Raw genomic sequence first — 16295 nt, 5'->3', positions numbered from 1 at the left:
TGGTGCCATTTCGAGCAAACGCGTCCAGGGATACCGGACCGCCCGTCCAAAGGCGCCTTTGCCTCGGGCGGTAGACGCACCACGGTGGCCGCTATCAACGCTGTCGCCTGCCATGCTGTGAGGATGGCGAGTCTTCGTCATAGCGTCGGAAGGACAAGGAAATGAGCGCCCGGAAGTAGGGTCGCCAAGGGGGTCGTGGGTAGGATGCCGTTTAGACTGCGCGATGTGGCGGAAGATGCCTGGCTGCTGATGGCCTCCAGCGGAATGCTGATGGTCGGCGCTGCGGGTCTCGCCGCCTGGTTGATCCACCCGGTGGAACAGCCGCTGCTGGTGCCCGATGTGGCGCTGGCAAGCCTCGCTGGCGGCGGCGGCGTTCTGCTGCAGGTGCTGCGCAGACCGCGTGGCCGCAGCGTCTGCGGTCTGATGATGATGCTGCTGGCGCTGTACGCCATCGTCCATGACCTGGTCGCCAGCGGCCCTGCCGACGTGCAGTCGCTGCTGACCGGCGGCCCGCGCATGACCAGTTGGGCGGGGCTAGCAATGCTGCCGGGCTGCGTGGCCCTGATGATCGGGGTGGAGCATCGCCAGGGCCCCTTCTGGTGGCGGTTGTCGGGGGGGCTGCTGCTGCTGATCGGCGCGATCTTTACCGTCTGGCTGGTGATTCCTGGCCAGGCACCCAGAGTCTGGGAGGTGACCCGCAGCACCTCGCCCATGGCGGTGTGCCTGCTCTACCTGATCGCTGGCCCGGCCTCGCTGGTGGCGGCCTCACGCCCACCCCACCGCCCGCTGCGCCTGCAGCGCGCCAGCATCGCCGTAGCCTGTGCCGGGGTGCTGCTCAGCAGTCTGGCCTGGCTGTCGCTCAATCATGTGCGCCAGAGCCACGTCCAGCAGGACGCCGCCAACACCCTGACCAACATCGAAGAGCGCGCACGCGGCCAGATGGCGCTGCACCAACGCTGGCTCGACCGCCTGGCCAACCGCACCGGCGAGCAGACGACCGACGCCAATGCCCTGGCCGACGTCATCACCTTTTACCTGCGCGACGTGCAGAGCCTCGAGAGCCTGGCGCTGTATCGCGGCGACGAGCGGCTATGGCTGCGCTCACGGCGTGCTCAGGACAGCGTCTGCCACTTGAGCGAGGCACTGCCCAGGCCGGCCCGTGGCGAACTACGGCTGGAGTTGCCCGACAACCCGCTGGCGACGTCGGCACGCATGGTCAGGACCCTGGCCGATGACGACCTCCGCCTGGTCGCCTGCATCGACCTGCCCGGCACCCTGGCCCCCAGTCACCGCAGCGTTGCCGACCGCACCCTGCTGGCCATCACCGACAGCCAGGGCGTCTGGTGGTGCGGTTTCGGCGACGACACCTGGGAGGTCAAGGACCCGACCCTTCCCCGGCTGGCCGAGAACACTCTGGAGCTGGACGGCCGCACCCTGTCCCTGCGCGCACTGCCAGGCCCGGACAGCGCATGGTGGCTGGCCGGCAGCCTGCCGGCGCTGATCACCCTGATCGGGTTGATCATGTCCTACAGCCTGGCCATCAGCCTGTCGCTGATGCGCACCCTGCTGTGGCAGACCCAGAGCCTGGTGGCCGCCCAGGACCAGCTCGAGAGCTACCAGGGGATCCAGTCGATGATCGCCCGGGAGGCGCCACTGACCGAGACCCTGGAGGCCTGCTGCAGGCTGTTCGAGGGTCACCTGCCCGACGCCATCGCCACGGTCCTGACGCTGGACCCCGGCGGCGAGACCCTGAGCCTGGCGGCGGGTCGCAGCCTGCCGTCTGAGATGGCACCGCTGCTCGCCAGGACCCCGGTGGGCGGCACCTTCGGCACCTGGGCCAGCGCCGCCGAGGCGAGGGCCCCACGGGCCAGCGACGACATCACCGAGGACCCGGCCTGCGCCGGCGTGCACCCGCGCCTGCGCGACGGCGAGCTGAAGGCCTGCTGGGCCTACCCGGTCATCGCCAGCGATGAACGTCTGCTGGGGGTGGTCAGCCTGTTCTTTCGTCACGAGCCGACCCGGCAGGCCGAGCCCAGCCGGCGTATCGAGCGCTGCCTGGAGCTGGTTGCCCTGGCGGTGGAACGCGACCAGGACCGCCAGGCGCTGTTCCAGAGCGAACAGCGCTACCGTTCACTGTTCACCTACAACCCCGACGCCATCTATTCCCTCGACCACGAAGGCATCTTCGTCGCTGCCAACACCACCTGCTCGACCCTTACCGGGGTACCACTGGGCGACATCCTGGGGCGCCACTACGAACTCTTCGTCAAGGAAACGGATCGCTCCTGGGTGCGCGACGCGGTGCGCAAGACGCTCAAGGGCGAGGTCACCCGCTACACCCTGCCCATCATCACCCCCCTGGGCAGGCGGGTGATGGACATCACCAACCTGCCGATCATCATCGACGGCGACATCAGCGGCACCTTCGGCATCGCCAAGGATGTGACCGAACGCCACGCCCAGGAGACCCAGCTGCGCATCCTGCAGCGCAGCGTCGAGGCCAGCATCAATGGCATCGTGATCGCCGATGCGCGCTCGCCGGAGCTGCCGATCATCTACGCCAACCCGGCCTTCATGCGCATGACCGGCTATCCCGAGGAAGAAGTGCTGGGGCGCAACTGTCGCTTCCTGCAGGGCGAGGAAAGCGACCCCCAGGTGGTCGGACGCATTCGCCGCCAGCTGGCAAACCACAGCGAAGTCCGCGCCACCCTGCTCAACTATCGCAAGAACGGCGAGGCCTTTTGGAACGACCTCTACATCTCGCCGGTGATGGACAGCGAAGGCGAGGTCTCTCACTTCGTCGGCGTCCAGCACGACATCTCCGAGCACAAGGCCTACGAGGAGAGCCTGGCCTACCATGCCAGCCACGATGCCCTGACAGGCCTGGCCAATCGCGCCCTGTTCGAGGATCGCCTGCGCCACGATTTCGCCCTGGCCAAGCGCCAGTCCCACCACCTTGGCGTGCTGTTCATCGACCTGGACGAGTTCAAGCCGATCAATGACAGCCTCGGCCACGACGTCGGCGACAAGGTGTTGATCCAGGTCGCCCAGCGGCTCACCGAGGCGCTCAGGCCCGGGGATACCGTGGCCCGCTTCGGAGGCGACGAGTTCGTGGTGCTGCTGCCGGACCTCGACGAGCCCGAACAGGCGGTGACCCTGGCCGAACGCCTGCTGCCGAGGGTGGCCCAGGCCTACCGGGTCGACGAGCATGAGCTGCACGTCACCGCCAGCATCGGGGTGGCAGTGTCCAGCGACGTCACCATCGAACCGATGCAGTTGCTGCAGCAGTCCGACATGGCCATGTACCAGGCCAAGCACCAGGGACGCAATGCGCTGCAGCACTTTAGCCAGGACATCACCTGGGGGGTAAACGAGCGGGTCGCGATGCGCCATGATCTGCAGGCCGCCATCGACGGTGAGCAGCTACGCCTGCACTACCAGCCGGTGTTCGACAACCACCGGGCGATCATCGGGGTCGAGGCGCTGTTGCGCTGGGAACATCCGGTACGCGGCCAGGTGCCGCCCCAGGACTTTATCGCCCTGGCCGAGGAAACCGGCCAGGTCATCGCCATCAACCACTGGGTGCTGACCCGCGCCTGCAGCGACCTGCAGCTCCTCAACGAGGCCGGCCTCGAGGGCCTGGCGGTGGCGGTCAACCTGTCGCCGCTGCAGTTCCGCCGGGCCAACTTCCTCGAGACCGTGCGCGACACCCTGAACCAGACCGGCATCGAGGCCCACCAGCTTACCCTCGAGCTGACCGAGGGCATCCTGATGCACGACACCCCGAACGCCATCGAGACGCTGCAGTCGCTGCGCGACATGGGTGTCGAGGTGGCCATCGACGACTTCGGCACCGGCTTCTCGAGCCTGGGCTACCTCAAGCACCTGCCGGTCAGCACGGTGAAGATCGATCGCACCTTCGTCCAGGGACTGCCGGACAACCAGGAGGATGGCGCCATCCTCCAGGGGATCATCGCCATGGCCCACCACCTGGAGTTGATGGTGGTGGCCGAAGGCATCGAGCACGAGGCCCAGCACGAGTTCCTGCTGCGGCATCACTGCGACGCCTTCCAGGGCTTCCACCTGGCCCACCCCATGCCCTTCGAGCGCTTGACCCGCTTTCTCGGCGAGCATCGCCTGGCCAGCCAGCGCGACGCCATCGACCGCTCGCGGCGCAAGCGTCACTCTCAGGCCTGACAACGCTTGACCTGTGTCAGCATCCCCGCCGACTGTTTAGTCCGAGCAAGGTTGCCCGCCTAAAGATCCGGCACCTTCGGCCGATACTCCGAGACAACGTATGCCAGATGTCGTCGAGGAGTCCCGCTGGTGCCGGACCAACAAGAATTCGAAGAAGTACGCGCCCCTCAGGAAATCGCCAGGCTGCTGGACTGCTTGAGCGGCCCCCAGGGGGCCGCACTGGCGTGGGAAGAAGGCAGTGGAACGCCGACACCGGTGCTGCTGATGGAGATTGACCCGGGGGAGTCCATCACCCTGGACATCACCGCGGTGGAAGGGCTTCACTGCCAGCTTAAGCAGGGCAAGCCCTTTCGTCTGGTCGGCTACTGCGAGGGAATGATCACCCGCACTCCGGCGATCACGGCCGCGGACGGAGAGGTGACCACGGCGCCGAGTGAGGCGGAGCTGTCGCGGGAAGTCAGCCGCGCACCTGGGCAGGGCGTGCCGCTGCGCCGGCTATGGCGCTGCCCCTACCCGGACCAGCTGGAGCGGCTGCAGCGCCGTCAGAGCTTTCGCGCGCGCCTGCGCCTGGGCATGTCCGCCGAGGCGGTGCTCAGAGACGGCGATAGCCAGGACTTGCACGGGGACCTGATCGATCTGTCGGTAGACGGCTGTCGCCTCGACCTCCCGCGCACCGCGGCTCCGGTGCTGACCAACAGGGAGCTGCCGGTGCCGCTGGAGCTGGGCTTTCCCGATGGTACCCGTCTGGCGCTCCAGGCCGTCGTGCAACATCATCGCTTCGACCCCGAACGGCGGCTGGTCGAGGCCGGCTTTCGCTTCATCGGCGTCGGTGCCCACCAGGATCGCACCCTGTGGAAGCTGGTACGCGAGGTCGAACGCGAGGCCGCGCGCATCGCCGAAGGGGTGGATTCCAGGCGTCCGCCATCGCCGCTGTTTCAGCCACCGGCAGGGCGCCGCGGCCCGCGCCTTGGCCGTCGCGAGGCGGAAGCCTACCCCACCGTCATGACCCAGCGGCTGTCCCGCGTAGCCGGCTACCTGCACGCCCAGGCGATGGAGCTGATTCAGGGCGGCTGCATCCACGGCCCGCGCCTGTCGCGCCAGGCCGACCACCTGCTGGCCCTGTACGACGAGGACCGCGACGGCGTGCTGTTCGCGCTGAGGTTCCTGACCCGCGAGTCCTGGCCGGTACGCCACGGCCTGTCGGTGGCGATCCTGTTGATCGATCTGCTGGAAGACAGCCTGCCCGGCGAGTTGCGCAAGTCCATCGTCGCCAGCGCCATGATTCATGACCTGGGAAAGGTGCTGCTGCCCGAGCCCCTGCGCCTGACGCCGACCTTCGGCGACGCCGAACGCAATCGTCTGATCCAGCACGTGGGCTGGCTGCGCGAGCGCCTCAGCCACTGCGCCTGGATCAACGCCTCGGTGTTCGAGGCCACCGCCTGCCAGATCAACGAGCGCCTCGACGGCAGCGGCTATCCCGCCGGCATCCGCGACGACGAGCTACGTGAGCTGGCCCGGGCCAGCGCCGTGGTCGACGCCATCGATGCCATGCGTGCCCAGCGCCCCGACCGTCCGCCCTGGCGTCTCGCGGCGATCTACCGCTACCTGCTCGACCACCCCGACAAGTTCGACACCAGCTGGGTCAAGCGCTTTATCCGGCGCTTCGGTCTGTACCCGATCGGCTCGCTGGTGCGCTTTGACGACGCCTCGCTCGGCTGGGTACTGGCGCTGGACGACCAGGGCCGGCCCTCGCGAGTACAGCGCATGGCCGGCAAGCCGCCCAGCCAGGTCCCGCGGGAGCCACTGATCGGCCCCGTGGTGGAAGGCGAGACGCTGGCCGCGCTAGGCGAGATCCAGGCCGAGGTGATCATCGGCGCCTGACCCTCAAGTCCGATGAACAACCGCCGATAACCCGATATACCAAGCACAAGGACGCCTGTTCGAGCCACTGGCCTGCCGGCGTTCTGTCACACTGCCCCCATCACACAGGAAGGACGACATGGCCTCGATCTCATCGCTCGGCATCGGTTCCGGTCTCGACCTCAACGGGCTGCTCGATCAGCTCGAGGCGGCGGAGCAAAAGCAGCTGGAGCCCATCGTGGCCCAGCAGGCGAGCTATGAGGCCAAGATCTCCGCCTACGGCACCCTGGAAGGCGCGCTGAATAGCTTCCAGGAGGCGGTCGACAAGCTCGGCGACCCGGCGCTTTACCAGAGCCTGTCCAGCAGCGTCGAGGGCGAGGGTATCAGTGCCAGCGCCAGCGAACTGGCGACCCCCGGCCGCTACGACGTCGAGGTGACCCGGCTGGCCCGAGCCCAGAGCCTGGCCAGCGACGGCTTCGACGCCAGGGACAGCGAGCTGGGCGCCGGCACCCTGAGTCTGACGGTGGGTGACAGCGAGCCCGTCGAGATCAGCCTGAGCCAGGAAGACAGCACCCTGGAGGGACTGCGCGACGCCATCAATGACGCCGAGGCCGGCGTCAGCGCTTCGATCATCAATACCGGCGACGCCGACAACCCCTACCGTCTGGTGCTGTCGAGCGACAAGACCGGCTCCGAGGCGTCGATCAGCGCCGTGAGCTTCGCGCCGGATGACGCTGCCGACACCGAGCTGCAGACCAAGCTGGCCTTCGACAAGGATAGCCTCGGCGCGGACGACAGCGCCCCCGGTATGCACCAGTCGGTGGCCGGTGAAGACGCGGAGCTTACGGTCAACGGCATCACCATCACCAGTGCCTCCAACAGCGTCGAGGGGGCCATCGAGGGCGTCGACCTGACCCTGACCGACGTCGGCGAGACCACGGTCAAGGTGGAGTACAACAACCTGGCCCTGCGTGAGGCGGTCAGCGGCTTCGTCGACAGCTACAACGAGCTCAAGGACACCATGGGCACGCTGACCAGCTTCGACGCCGAGAGCGGTGCCTCGGGCGAGCTGCTCGGCGATGCCACCCTGCGCAGCATCGAATCGCGGCTGCGCGGCACCCTGTCCGGCGGCGTGGCCCAGGGCGACTTCCGCACCCTCAGCGATATCGGCATCACCCTGCAGCTCGACGGCACCCTTGAACTCGATGACGAGCGCCTGGACGAGGTCATCTCCAGCGAGCGCGGCGACCTGGCCGACTTCTTTACCGGTGGCGAGGACGGGGTAGGTCTTGCCGACAGCCTCGACGACACCCTGGGCGCCATCCTCGATGACGGCGGCCTGCTCGACAACGCCACCAGCGGGCTCGAGACCCGCATGGAAAGTCTCGACCGCCAGTACGAGCGTACCGAGCAGAGCATCGACGCCACCGTGGAGCGCTACCGCAGCCAATTCGGACAGCTCGACAGCATGATCGCCAGCATGAACCAGACCAGCAGCTACCTGACCCAGCAGTTCGATGCGCTGAACGCCCAGCTGAACCAGTAGCCCTGAGCCCGCCAGACCCAGCCGAGGAGACAACCAATGACACAAGCACAGGCCACCTATGGCCGCGGCGCCGGCGCCTACGCCCGCATGGGGGTGGAGAGCGGCGTGATGTCGGCCAGCCCCCACCAGTTGATCGTGATGCTGTTCGACGGCGCCCAGGCGTCGATCCGCGCCGCCCGCCTGCACCTGGAAGACGGCAATATTCCGGCCAAGGGCGCCGCTATCTCCAAGGCGCTGGATATCGTCAACAGCGGTCTGCGCGCGGTGCTGGACGGCGAACAGGGCGGCGAGGTGGCACTGCAGCTCGACAGCCTCTATGACTACATTGCGCGCCGCCTGCTCGACGCCAACCTGCGCAACGACGCCAGTGGCCTCGACGAAGCCGAACGCCTGATCGAGGATATCGCCTCGGCCTGGCGCGAGATCGGCACCACCACCCACTCCTGAGCGCTTGAGGTCCTAGATGCCACCGCTTGCCGAGTACCACGGCCCAGATACCCAAGGCCCAGATACCCAAGACCCCATGCTGTCTCGCTACGAGGCGCTGCTGGCGCTGACCGAGCAGATGCTGTCGCTGGCCGCCGACCACGCCTGGGACGAGCTGATTGCTATTGAGGGCGACTATGTCAGCCAGGTTGCCGCTCTCGACAGCGCTGCACGTGATGGAGCGACACTCGATGGCGCGGCACCGATGGCAAGCCTCGACGCCGACGAGCGCCAGCGCCTGGGCAGCCTGCTGGAGGCCATTCTGGTCAATGATCTGGCGCTGCGAGAAAGGCTGGTTCACCGCCGTGACGAACTCGGCGAACTGCTCAAGGTGTCGCGCAACCAGCAGGACCTGCACCGCGCCTACGCCGGTGGCCGGGTGGTCAACGCCGGCACCCGCTTTCGACGCGAGACGCCGTGAGCGGCATCACACCGCTGATCGATACCCTGCTCCACCAGGTGCTGGGCAAGCGTGTCGACGTGCCCCCGACCAAGGACCCCAACGCCCCGGTCCAGCCGGTGGACCCGGGGCGGGGGCCAGGCGCGGTCCATAGCGATTCGCGCCTGGACGCGCGGCGGCCCCAGCAAGCCACCGCCACCAACAGCCAGCGCCCGGCAACGCCGAACGCCGAGGTCCCCACCGACAGCGATCGTCCCGCCTCCACCATCACCCGCTTGAGCGCACCGGGCGCTCGCATCGCCGAGCTGCTGGCGCGTTTTCCGGCGCCGCCGTCGGCGCTGACATCGACGGGCCCCCTGCTGCCGGCGAGCCCCGCCCAACAAGCGGCCCCGAGCGGGGTGCCGTCGACGCCAGGCGCCACACACGGCGCCCCGGCAACCACGACAACCACGGCGACCAGCGCAACGGCCGGGCTGGCCACTGGCCCGTCGGGGCCCGCCGTCACGATGCTCGCCGAGCGCCTGGGCGAGCGAGTGCGCGACAGCGGCCTGTTCTACGAGTCCCACCTCAATCGCTGGTTTCACGGCAACCTGGACCGCGCCCAGCTGGCACGGGAGCCCCAGATGTGGCGCGCCCTGGTGTTTCGGCCAATAGCCAGCGAGGCGAATGCTCAGACCTCTGGGCACTCCCCCGCTTCAGGCTCTGGTCAGATTTCTGCCAAAGCAGGCGCAATGGCCGGGCAACCGAGCTCTCAACCGAGCTCTCAACCGGGCTCTCAACAGAACACTCAACCGAGCTCTCAATCAAACATGGCGCCCGCCTTCCCGCTGGCGCCCTGGCGCAGCTCCCAGCCGGCCGGCTATCTGCCCAGCCTGGCGACGACGATCGCCGCCGATGCCCAGGCCGCCCAGGGCGTCTCGAGCACGCCGGACGATGCCGCCGCCGCCCGTCGCGAGGGCGCATCCCCAAGCGGCGTCCACGAGAGCCTCGCCCCCTTGGTACGCCACCAGCTCGAGATGCTGGCCACCCCGGTGCTGCGCTGGGAAGGCGACGTCTGGAGCGGACTGTTCATGGCGCTCGCCATTCATCCCCCGCAACGGGAGCCGGATCATCAGGGCGGCGGCAAGGGCCGCGACGACAACAAGGACGAGGAACACGCCTGGCGCACCGAGCTGGAACTCGAGCTGGCCGAACATGGCTCGCTCAGGGTGTCCGCGATGCTCGGTGAAGAGCACCTGAGCCTGCGCCTGGCGACGTCCGCCGAGGCGCTGAGGGATCGACTCGAGCAGGGGCGCGAAACGCTGATACAGCGCCTCGAGGGTCATGGCTTCGCCCGGGTGGAGCTGACCATCGCCGAGGGCGACAGCAAGTCTGCTGAGGAGCTTCCGAAGTGAGCGATGACCAACCCACCCCCTCGCGCCGCCATGCGGTGGCGCTGAGCTATGGTGAAAATGATCAGGCACCGAGGGTGATCGCCAAGGGCTACGGCGATATTGCCGAGCGCATCATCGACGAAGCCCGCCGCCAGGGCATCCACGTCCACGACGAACCGGCGCTGGTGGGCCTGTTGATGCAGCTCGATCTGGACGAGCAGATTCCGCCTCGTCTCTACCAGGTGATCGCCGAACTGCTGGTGTGGGTAGGCGAGCTAAATGCGAGCGACTCGCGAAACAGCGCGTAACAAAATGTACATACTTAAGTAAACTTGGGTTTTTATGGCGTCGTAAATGTCGGTTTTCTTTGAATATTCACTTTTCTTGATACACATCACACGGACACCGTTGAAGCTTTTTCCTCCCTCCTGGCTTGCGCCACACTGATAGCAATCGACAATACCTCGAATGGTGGACTTGGACCTGACACTTAAACGTCAAAAAGTTCCGATAGTGTCCGTCCGCACCTCAACAGGTATATCGGCAATACCTAAAGCTGGCGATGATCAGCAAAAAAAAACGATCAAGGCAGGGAACCCATGAGCAATCAGTCACTGATCGACGAGATTCAGGAGTTGAATCTTGCCTATCTTCTACTGGCCCAACGTCTGTTGGCCGAAGACCGCACCACTGCCCGTCTACGTCTGAACATCAGCGAAGAACAGGCCGAGCTGCTGGAAAGCTTCAATGCACGCCAACTGACCCGGCTGTCACGCACCAACCAGCTGCTCTGCCAACTGGGGCTCGGCTCCACCGAGCAACTGCGTCAGGTGGTGGACAACCCGCGGGAACAGGGCCTGGCTCACCTCCACTCCTCGCTGTTGATGGCCTGCAGCGCGGCCTCTACCGGAGGCGCGCTGACATGAGCACCAAGAGCCTGGTCCAGGAGATGCATCAGGTGCAGCTCGCCATCGACCTGATCGAACTCGGTGCGCGTCTGCAGGTCCTGGAAACCGAGACCGACCTCAGTCGGGCCCGCCTGATCCGGCTGTTCAAGGAGGTCCGCGGCATGTCACCGCCCAAGGGCATGCTGCCGTTTTCCACCGACTGGTTCATCACCTGGCTGCCGAACATCCACTCGTCGCTGTTCTACGCCTTCTATCAGCGCCTGCAGGACCAGGGATGCGAGCGCATGGAGGCCTTCGTCAAGGCCTACCGGCTGTACACCGAGCAGATCGACATCGACGCCGCCGAGCCAGTGCTGGGGCTGACCCGGGCCTGGACGCTGATCCGCTTTTTTGAAAGCGACCTGCTGCAGTTGACCCCCTGCACCCGCTGTCATGGCAACTTCGTGGCCCACGCTCACTCGCCGAGCCACGACTACGTCTGCGGTATCTGCCAGCCGCCGTCCCGCGCCGGCAAGACCCGCCGTCGCCAGGCGCAGAAGGATGAAGCCGCCAAGGCGGCAGAGAAGCCAGCGATTGCAGGGCCGGTCAAGCATCTGGCTTGACCCCTCTTTAGCATCGCAGGCTGCAGGGTGACTCCTTGTCGGAGCGCCCTGCGGCAATACAGTCCGCGATTATCCGCCCTGTTTCACTCTCCCTACTCCCTTCTCGCTAGGCCCCACCCCCTCGCCCTCTCACTCTCTTACCCTCTCTACCTCTCTACCTCTCTACCTTCACTCTGTCTTCACTCTCTCCCCTTCTTCCTTGGGCCCACCGATCCTGCATATTTTTTCGTTGAACGGTGATTTCACGGCTCAAGTCTGTCGCCGGCACGCCGATAACTGAAGCAGAACGTCTTCCACGTCTCTGCAAAGGATAGTCGTCGTGCTGATACCTATTGGATTCGCGGTCGTGCTGCTGTCGGTATTCGGGGGCTTCGTGCTCTCCGGCGGCAGCCTCGGCCCGCTGTTCCAGCCGACCGAACTGCTGATGATCGGTGGCGCCGGCGTTGGCGCCTTCATCGCCTCCAACCACGGCAAGGCGCTCAAGGCCACCTTCCGCATCTTTCCTCGTCTGAGGCGCTCCAAGCGCTACGACAAGGCCATGTACATGGAGCTGATGGCGCTGCTTTACCGGCTGCTGGCCAAGGTGCGCCGCGACGGCATGCTGGGCATCGAGCGCGACATCGACAACCCCGCCGAAAGTGCGCTGTTCAGCGAGTACCCCAAGGTCGTTGCCGACCCGATGATCATGAACTTCCTGACCGACTACCTGCGCCTGATGGTGGCCGGCAGCATGGACCCGATGGAAATCGACGAGCTGATGCTCCACGAGATCGAGATGTTCGAGCAGGAGGCGCATATTCCTGCCGACGCCATCGCCAAGGTCGGCGATTCCATGCCGGCCTTCGGCATCGTCGCCGCGGTGATGGGGGTGGTGAAGGCGCTGAGCGTCACCGCCGCCGATCCCGCCGAGATGGGGGTGATGATCGCCCACGCGCTGGTCGGCACCTTCCTCGGCATCCTGCTCGGCTATGGCTTCATCAGCCCGCTGGCCTACCGCATCGAACGCCAGACCGGCGAGTCGATCAAGATGCTGCAGTGCCTGAGGGTCACCCTGCTGGCCAGCCTGCACGGCTATCCGCCGCAGCTGGCGGTGGAGTTCGGCCGCAAGGCGCTGCACACCAGCGAACGCCCGAGCTTCAAGGAGCTCGAGGACCATGTGCGTGACGCCAAGGCCAGCGCGGGGGCCGCATGAGCAGCTCCAACCAGCGCCGACCGATCATCATCCGCCGCAAGAAGGTGGTGCATCGCCACCATGGCGGTAGCTGGAAGATCGCCCTGGCTGACTTCATGACGGCGCTGATGGCGCTGTTTCTGGTGATGTGGATCCTGTCTTCAGCAAGCCGCGAGACCCGCGAGGGAGTGGCCGACTACTTCAGCATGCCGCTGCTGGCCGCCATGACCAATGGCGACAGCGTGGCCATGAGCCCCCAGGTCATCCCCGGCGGTGGGCCCGACGTGACCAGCCAGCAGGGCGAGCGCATGCGCATCGACCTCAAGCGCCAGACCCGCCCCAGCGAGCAGCAACGGCGCGCCTTCCGTGACCTGCAGCAGCGCATCGAGCTGGCCATCCAGCAGGACCCCAGCCTGCGCGGACTGCGTGACCAGCTGCGCTTCGACATGACCCAGGAGGGGCTGCGCATCCAGTTGCTGGACGACGAGCAGCGGCCGATGTTTGCCCTCGGCAGCGACCGCGTGGCGCCCTACCTGCGCAATCTGCTGCGCACCATGGCGCCGCTGCTCAACGACCTGCCCAACGACCTGAGCATCAGTGGCCATACCGACAGCCTGGCCTACCTGAACGGCCGGGGCGGCTACAGCAACTGGGAGCTTTCCTCGGACCGCGCCAACGCCTCGCGCCGGGAGCTGCTCGATGGCGGCCTCGAGGGCGACAAGCTGCTGCGGGTGGCAGGCCTCGCCGACCAGGTGGTGATGCCAGGCACCGACGCCGCCGATCCGATCAATCGACGTATCGAACTGGTGGTGCTGTTTCCCAGCGTCGCCGAGCTGATTCGCCACCCCGGCACCCTCGATCCGCGAGCCCCCAGGCCCGCCAGGGGCGGCGGTGAGGCCCAGCTCGCCGGTCCCCTCGAGGACATCGAGGCACGCTTTCACACCGCCCTGGCCAATTCCCCAGCGTCGCCGCCAGACGAGCCGCACTGAACCAGAACAAGGGTGACACAGGCATGGATATCACCGACTTCTACGACACCTTCTTCGAGGAAGCCGAAGAACTGCTGGCGGACATGGAACGCCATCTGCTGGAGCTGGATCCAGCAGCGCCGGACACCGAGCAGCTCAACGCCATCTTCCGCGCCGCCCACTCGATCAAGGGCGGCGCCGGTACGTTCGGCTTCGAGATCCTGCAGCGCACCACCCACCTGTTCGAGAACCTGCTCGACCATACCCGGCGCGGCGAGCTGCGCCTTCGCCCCGACATCGTCGACACCTTTCTGGAAACCAAGGACATGCTCAACGACCAGCTCGACGCCTACCGCAACGAACAGGCGCCGGACCAGGAGGCCTACGAGCGCATCTGTCAGACCCTGAAGACCCTGGCACTGGAGGAGATTGGCCAGGCGTTGGACGGTGGCGCCGAGCCTGCGGCACCTGCGGCGGCGGCAGCGGCTGATCCGGCCCCCGCCCCGGCGGCGACGGCTCCGCCCGCCGACTCGCCCGCGGATCAGGCCGCCACCAGTGAAGCGCCGGCACAGGACGACGGCACGGCCCTGGTGGTGGCGCTGATCGGCGTGGCCGACAAGGACCGCGAGCTTCTGGTGGAAGAGCTGGCCCAGCTCGGCGAGGTGCTGGAGCGACGCGGCGACGCCCAGCGCCATGAGGTGGTGCTGTCCACCAGCGTCAGCGCCGAGGATATCGAGGCGGTGATGTGCTTTATCGCCGAGGCCGACCAGGTCGAGATAGGTCCCTGCCGGAGTGTCGCTGGCACAGCCCCTGCTACCGACACTGACAGCGCCCCGGAAAGCGCCGGCGATACCGCAGAAAAAGCCCCCGCCGCCCCAGCGCCTGCGGCCGAGCCAGCCCCAGCGACGCCCGCCACTGATGCCGGCCCCGCCGCCACGGCTGCCACGACCGCGGATGCCGGCTCGCCCCCGCCGCGCCAACAGCGCAAGACCAGCACCAAGCCGGTCAAGGAGGCCAGCTCCATCCGCGTCTCGGTGGACAAGGTCGACCAGATCATCAACCTGGTCGGTGAGCTGATCATCACCCAGTCGATGCTCGACCAGACCGTCAGCGAGCTCGACGCCGCCGCCGATCCGCGCCTGCTCAACGGCATGAGTCTGTTGCAGCGCAATGCGCGGGATCTGCAGGAGGCGGTGATGTCGGTCCGCATGGTGCCGATGGACTACGTCTTCAGCCGTTACCCAAGGCTGGTCCGCGACCTGGCCTCCAAGCTCGACAAGGACGTGGAGCTGACCACCGAGGGCGAGTCCACCGAGCTCGACAAGAGCCTGACCGAACGCATCATCGACCCCCTGACCCACCTGGTGCGCAACAGCCTGGACCACGGCATCGAGTCGCCCGAGGCGCGCCTTGCCGCCGGCAAGCCGGCGACCGGGCGGCTGACCCTGTCGGCCCAGCACCAGGGCGGCAACATCCTGATAGAGGTGATCGACGACGGCGCCGGCCTGGACCGCGAGCGCATCCTGGCCAAGGCCCGCGAAAGCGGCCTGAACGTCTCCGACGCGATGAGCGATGACGAGGTGTGGCAACTGATCTTCGCCCCCGGCTTCTCCACCGCCGCCCAGGTCAGCGACGTGTCCGGCCGCGGGGTCGGCATGGACGTGGTCAAGCGCAACATCCAGGCCATGGGCGGTCACGTCGAGATCCTGTCGCGCCAGGGCCAGGGCACCACCACCCGCATCGTGCTGCCACTGACCCTGGCGATCCTCGACGGTATGTCGATTCGGGTCGGCGAGGAGACCTTCATTCTGCCGCTGTCGGCGGTGCTGGAGTCGCTGCAGCCCTCCCGCGACAACCTCTACGCCATGGCCGGCGACGACCAGGTGCTGCAGGTGCGTGACGAGTACCTGCCGGTGGTGGCGGTCCATTCGGCGCTGGACGTGGCCAACGCCCGCACCGAGATCACCGAGACCATCGCCGTCATCGTCCAGGGCGAAGGGCGCCGCTACGCCCTGCTGGTGGACGACCTGATCGGCCAGCAGCAGGTGGTGGTCAAGAACCTGGAAACCAACTACCGGCGGGTGCCGGGTGTGTCCGCCGCCACCATCCTGGGTGACGGCAGCGTGGCGCTGATCCTGGACATCGCCGATCTGCACCGCCTCGACCGCGAGAAGAAACAGCGACGCCACCACGATACTCGCGGCGCCCACCTTTTGCCTGAATCCCAGCCCCTGACGGAGGACCTTTCAGCATGAACCAGCACACCGATCTGGCAGCACAGGCGGCCACCGACCTGAGCCATCGTGAATTCCTCGTGTTCTCCCTGGGCGACGAGGAATACGCCATCGACATCCTCAAGGTCCAGGAGATCCGCGGCTACGAGAACGTCACCCGCATCGCCAATGCCCCGGCCTTCATCAAGGGCGTGACCAACCTGCGCGGGGTCATCGTTCCCATCGTCGATCTGCGCATCAAGTTCCGCCTGGAGCGGGTCGAGTACGGCGGCCAGACCGTGGTGATCGTGGTCAACGTGGGCACCCGCGTGGTGGGCATCGTGGTCGATGCGGTATCCGACGTGATGACCCTGGCCCCGGAACAGATCAAACCGGCCCCGGAGTTCGGCGTGACCCTGTCGTCGGACTACCTGAGCGGCCTGGGCAGCCTCGAGGACCGCATGCTGGTGCTGGTGGACATCGACAAGCTGTTGACCAGCGACGAAATGGCCCTGGTCGAACACGCCGGTGACGGCGCCTGACGACCTCTGCTCCCGATCTATCCGGTCCC

General features: G+C 66.7%; 13 protein-coding genes. All 13 read left to right on the top strand.

Going from position 1 to position 16295, the window contains the following annotated elements; all coding sequences use genetic code 11:
- Positions 1-204 precede the first annotated feature (204 nt).
- Positions 205-4197, top strand: a complete 3993-nt coding sequence (locus C9F12_RS23030; protein ID WP_108448569.1) for an EAL domain-containing protein — start codon at positions 205-207, stop codon at positions 4195-4197.
- Positions 4198-4326: 129 nt separating this feature from the next.
- A complete protein-coding gene (locus C9F12_RS08395) occupies positions 4327-6078 on the top strand; it encodes a PilZ domain-containing protein (RefSeq protein ID WP_108448568.1) in 1752 nt (583 codons plus the stop codon).
- Positions 6079-6196: 118 nt separating this feature from the next.
- A complete protein-coding gene (gene fliD, locus C9F12_RS08390; protein WP_108448567.1) occupies positions 6197-7603 on the top strand; it encodes a flagellar filament capping protein FliD in 1407 nt (468 codons plus the stop codon).
- A gap of 36 nt (positions 7604-7639) precedes the next feature.
- Positions 7640-8050, top strand: a complete 411-nt coding sequence (gene fliS, locus C9F12_RS08385; RefSeq protein ID WP_045994764.1) for a flagellar export chaperone FliS — start codon at positions 7640-7642, stop codon at positions 8048-8050.
- Positions 8051-8126: 76 nt separating this feature from the next.
- Positions 8127-8510 (top strand): flagellar protein FliT, encoded by a 384-nt coding sequence (fliT, locus tag C9F12_RS08380; RefSeq protein WP_108448707.1) that lies wholly within the window; start codon positions 8127-8129, stop codon positions 8508-8510.
- Complete coding sequence (locus C9F12_RS08375) at positions 8507-9883, top strand: flagellar hook-length control protein FliK (RefSeq protein WP_108448566.1); 1377 nt, start codon at positions 8507-8509, stop codon at positions 9881-9883. Before fliT ends, C9F12_RS08375 begins: the two co-directional genes overlap by 4 nt.
- On the top strand, positions 9880-10170 hold the full coding sequence (locus C9F12_RS08370; RefSeq protein WP_108448565.1) for an EscU/YscU/HrcU family type III secretion system export apparatus switch protein: 291 nt from the start codon (positions 9880-9882) through the stop codon (positions 10168-10170). The genes C9F12_RS08375 and C9F12_RS08370 overlap by 4 nt, the downstream gene beginning before the upstream one ends.
- A 291-nt stretch (positions 10171-10461) precedes the next feature.
- Complete coding sequence (locus tag C9F12_RS08365; RefSeq protein WP_045994768.1) at positions 10462-10788, top strand: flagellar transcriptional regulator FlhD; 327 nt, start codon at positions 10462-10464, stop codon at positions 10786-10788.
- Positions 10785-11372: a flagellar transcriptional regulator FlhC gene (flhC, locus tag C9F12_RS08360; protein ID WP_108448564.1), complete on the top strand. Its 588-nt coding sequence runs from the start codon at positions 10785-10787 to the stop codon at positions 11370-11372. Before C9F12_RS08365 ends, flhC begins: the two co-directional genes overlap by 4 nt.
- Before the next feature lie 319 nt (positions 11373-11691).
- Entirely contained in the window at positions 11692-12564 is an 873-nt protein-coding gene (motA, locus tag C9F12_RS08355; protein WP_045994770.1) for a flagellar motor stator protein MotA, read from the top strand.
- A complete protein-coding gene (gene motB / locus C9F12_RS08350; protein WP_108448563.1) occupies positions 12561-13532 on the top strand; it encodes a flagellar motor protein MotB in 972 nt (323 codons plus the stop codon). The genes motA and motB overlap by 4 nt, the downstream gene beginning before the upstream one ends.
- A 23-nt stretch (positions 13533-13555) precedes the next feature.
- Positions 13556-15766, top strand: coding sequence for a chemotaxis protein CheA (cheA, locus tag C9F12_RS08345; protein ID WP_108448562.1), 2211 nt, complete (start codon positions 13556-13558; stop codon positions 15764-15766).
- Positions 15763-16266, top strand: coding sequence for a chemotaxis protein CheW (locus C9F12_RS08340; protein WP_045992359.1), 504 nt, complete (start codon positions 15763-15765; stop codon positions 16264-16266). The genes cheA and C9F12_RS08340 overlap by 4 nt, the downstream gene beginning before the upstream one ends.
- Positions 16267-16295: the final 29 nt, after the last annotated feature.

This window comes from Halomonas sp. BN3-1 (genome assembly GCF_003056325.1).
Classification (GTDB): domain Bacteria; phylum Pseudomonadota; class Gammaproteobacteria; order Pseudomonadales; family Halomonadaceae; genus Halomonas; species Halomonas litopenaei.
This window is presented reverse-complemented; position numbering and strand designations above follow the sequence as displayed.

Excerpts from the sequence above, each read along its gene's own strand:
- fliS (WP_045994764.1), top strand. The coding sequence starts at position 7,640 with ATGACACAAGCACAGGCCACCTATGGCCGCGGCGCCGGCGCCTACGCC.
- C9F12_RS08340 (WP_045992359.1), top strand. The coding sequence starts at position 15,763 with ATGAACCAGCACACCGATCTGGCAGCACAGGCGGCCACCGACCTGAGC.
- C9F12_RS08365 (WP_045994768.1), top strand. The coding sequence starts at position 10,462 with ATGAGCAATCAGTCACTGATCGACGAGATTCAGGAGTTGAATCTTGCC.
- cheA (WP_108448562.1), top strand. The coding sequence starts at position 13,556 with ATGGATATCACCGACTTCTACGACACCTTCTTCGAGGAAGCCGAAGAA.
- fliD (WP_108448567.1), top strand. The coding sequence starts at position 6,197 with ATGGCCTCGATCTCATCGCTCGGCATCGGTTCCGGTCTCGACCTCAAC.
- flhC (WP_108448564.1), top strand. The coding sequence starts at position 10,785 with ATGAGCACCAAGAGCCTGGTCCAGGAGATGCATCAGGTGCAGCTCGCC.
- C9F12_RS23030 (WP_108448569.1), top strand. The coding sequence starts at position 205 with ATGCCGTTTAGACTGCGCGATGTGGCGGAAGATGCCTGGCTGCTGATG.
- fliT (WP_108448707.1), top strand. The coding sequence starts at position 8,127 with ATGCTGTCTCGCTACGAGGCGCTGCTGGCGCTGACCGAGCAGATGCTG.
- motB (WP_108448563.1), top strand. The coding sequence starts at position 12,561 with ATGAGCAGCTCCAACCAGCGCCGACCGATCATCATCCGCCGCAAGAAG.